General features: G+C 54.7%; 4 protein-coding genes. All 4 read right to left on the bottom strand.

Annotation, left to right across the window (positions count from 1 at the left end):
* A partial coding sequence (locus Q0510_RS05390) for a hypothetical protein (protein ID WP_298708970.1) occupies positions 1 to 255 on the bottom strand: 255 nt, incomplete at its 3' end.
* 9 nt (positions 256 to 264) lie between these two features.
* Entirely contained in the window at positions 265 to 1,095 is an 831-nt protein-coding gene (locus tag Q0510_RS05385; RefSeq protein WP_298708969.1) for a hypothetical protein, read from the bottom strand.
* An 81-nt stretch (positions 1,096 to 1,176) separates the two neighbouring features.
* A complete protein-coding gene (locus tag Q0510_RS05380) occupies positions 1,177 to 1,896 on the bottom strand; it encodes a DUF2589 domain-containing protein (protein ID WP_298708968.1) in 720 nt (239 codons plus the stop codon).
* 47 nt (positions 1,897 to 1,943) lie between these two features.
* Complete coding sequence (locus tag Q0510_RS05375) at positions 1,944 to 2,405, bottom strand: DUF2589 domain-containing protein (RefSeq protein WP_298708967.1); 462 nt, start codon at positions 2,403 to 2,405, stop codon at positions 1,944 to 1,946.
* Positions 2,406 to 2,700 lie beyond the last annotated feature (295 nt).

The following is a 2,700-nucleotide window of genomic DNA, read 5'->3' as shown; positions in this document are numbered from 1 at the left end:
GCGCACGGTCACCTTTTCCCCGGAACAGGGATCAATGCCCTTTTCCGCCGCCGACCATTCCGCCCGCAACAGCTGTAGCTGGCTCTCCCGGTCGGGCAGGCCCCTGTCCTTGTAATCTGCATTCACCCGGTCGAGCAGGGTGCGCAGGGCCGCGTCGGTATCGTAGTCTTTGCGGCTGTATTTTTCAGTCACGGCACTCAGGGCGCCCAGCAGGGCGGCAAGGTCTTGCCGGATCTGATGATGGAACCTTTGCATTTCGGCTTTTTATTCGAATTCGACAATTTGCTGATCCTGGCCCGTTTCCTCGTTCCGCACCGTGCGCACGAAAACGCCTTCTTCCTGGATTTTCGCTTTGATGGTAAACACGGTGGCGTCGCTGCTCCCGTTTTTCACGATATTAGTTTCGGGGTTGACGAGCAGGTTTTCCATTTTACTCTGCGTCACCATCGTGTATTCCCGGATCCGCGCCACTACTTCAGCCACCATCTGCGTGAACATTTCGTTGCCCGGATATTGTTCCTTGTAGAAAGCCACCAGCGCATATTGCTCCAGCCGCGCGTTGAACATTTCCGCCAGGCAAACCTGCGCGATGTTCTCCGGCTTAGAAGGCTCGCTGTTTTCTTTCAGCAAACGGTAAAACTTATCGACTGTTTCCTCGGCCGGCACATTGATGGCGATGGCTTTCCGGCTTTTCTTCGACCGGATCGCGAAGGAGGTTTCGTAATTGGTAGGCTGGCGGAAGATGGGAATATCGAAGATGTCGTCTTTCACATTGCCCGGGTTCTGGCTAAGCTTGGATTTGGCGATGAGCAGGGTTTGAATGGCGGAATTTACGCGGTTGTTGACATATTTTTTGAAGTCTTCGGCCGGCATCGTGAAAGCCATGGCATTGGAGAATTTGGCGGAGGAGATGAGCACGGGGATGGTCAGTTCCATTTCCGGGATCTTAAACCGGGGAACGGAAAAATGTTTCAGAACATCGTCTTTGGAATATGCGATCGCCATGTCTTTCGCTACGCGGTCTGCATGATCGCGGGCGCGTGTGATTTCGGAGAAAATAAATCCGACGTAATCTGCCAGGGTTATGTTTGACATGTTGCTTGAAATTGAAAGCTACGAAAAAGGAAAAATGGCGCCCTCGTTCCCGCGAACCCGGACAAGGGCGCCGGTATACAATTATGCGGAAAGCATGCCGAGGATTCTCTCCAGGCCGGCGGGCATTTCGTCCTGCACGGCTTTCACGTTTACGTTCAGTGCGAACTCCTTTTTCACTTCCACACCGGTTACGGATTTGCGCTGGTAAGAGGCGGACACCTTGAAGTTCACCGGGCCCCAGCCCACTTTCAGCTCGGCGTTCACACCGATATCTTCGCTTACTTTGGAAGATTCCACGGAGTTCAGTTTGGCGTTGAAATCGATGATCACGTGCTCGATGCGCAGGCTCGGAACGGGGAGCATGGCAATGAGGGGCACTTTCACGTACACTTTCTTCTTCACTTCCTCGCCTTCGTCGTTCACGTCGCTTCTTTCGTGGGTGAAATCGACCATGATGAGCTCTTTCTCTTCGCTGCCTTCGGCTTTGGTAAAGCCTACTTCATTGATGAAGTTCACCGTGGCGAGGGCGGATGCAACCTGTGCATCAACCGCCGCCTGGAGCGGGCCGCCGATCATTTTCTTGAAGTCGATGGCGTTCAGCTGCGACACGAGGTCGGTGTTGATGCCCTTGGCCATGGGCGCGCGGCCGGAAGAAACGGCCCTGGCGAGTTTGCGGGTGGATTCGGCCGCTACGTCAGCCGCAGCGGTTACAGCAGGGGTTGAAGGGGTTGCAGTGGGGGCGGTAGCGGGCGCTACGCGGGGCCGCGGGGTAGAACGGCTTTTAGGATTAATCTTTGCCATTGTTTTTTGACATTTAATTATTGAATAAATAGAAGGTAGCGGTGGGGTTATTCGGGCGCTACGCCGACCTCAGCCAGGAGGGAAGCAGGCAGCTCTTCCTGCACGGCGGTGACCTGCATGTTCATCTCGAAATGCTTCTGCGTGGTGCCACTTTTCTGGTACGCGGGCGCGGCTTTCATGGCGCCGTTCCGTTTTTCGATCTGTATCATTTTTACGTTGAAAGACAACTTCGCTTCGGAGATACGCAGGGATTGCACGGGCACCAGCGAGATGAGCGGAACGCGGATCGTGCGGGTTTCGCCGTTGCGGGAATGACTGAAATCCGCCATGGCGATTTCGCGTTTGCCGGGCTCGGGTTCGTGGAAGCTGATTTTGCGGACCAGTTCTGCGGAAGCCAGCGCGGAGGCGGTTTGCGCTTCCATCATGGCGCGTAGTGGTGCGGAAATCAATTGCTGCAGGGCCAGTTGGGAAACGGGCAGTTCCTGCGCGGAATCGTTTTTCGGGGTCATAATATGTTTTTCAAAGGAGCCTGCTACAGGCTGTTACGTTCAGTTTTCACCTTCCGTTGTCCGCTACCGGCCGATATGGGACGACGATGCGGGGAGGGCGGGGGTTCCATGATACGATGTATGCAAACGCCGTATTTCGAATGCAAGTTTAAAGAGGATTTTTTAATCGTACAAAAATAAAACCTACGAGAAAAGGAGCGGCCACGGCCTGAAAGCGTTACCGCGGCCGTCCTTTTCCTACCGCGCAGGCAGCACCGTTATGGCTGCGCCGGAATGTTACCCGCCGAAAGTTACG

Origin of the sequence: uncultured Chitinophaga sp. (assembly GCF_937874145.1) — a bacterium.
GTDB lineage: Bacteria > Bacteroidota > Bacteroidia > Chitinophagales > Chitinophagaceae > Chitinophaga.
The sequence above is the reverse complement of the archived record's forward strand: the minus strand, read 5'-3'. Positions and strand labels throughout refer to the sequence as shown.

Bases quoted from the DNA above. Each gene is read 5' to 3' on its own strand.
- Q0510_RS05380 (WP_298708968.1), bottom strand. From the start codon at position 1,896: ATGGCAAAGATTAATCCTAAAAGCCGTTCTACCCCGCGGCCCCGCGTA.
- Q0510_RS05385 (WP_298708969.1), bottom strand. From the start codon at position 1,095: ATGTCAAACATAACCCTGGCAGATTACGTCGGATTTATTTTCTCCGAA.
- Q0510_RS05375 (WP_298708967.1), bottom strand. From the start codon at position 2,405: ATGACCCCGAAAAACGATTCCGCGCAGGAACTGCCCGTTTCCCAACTG.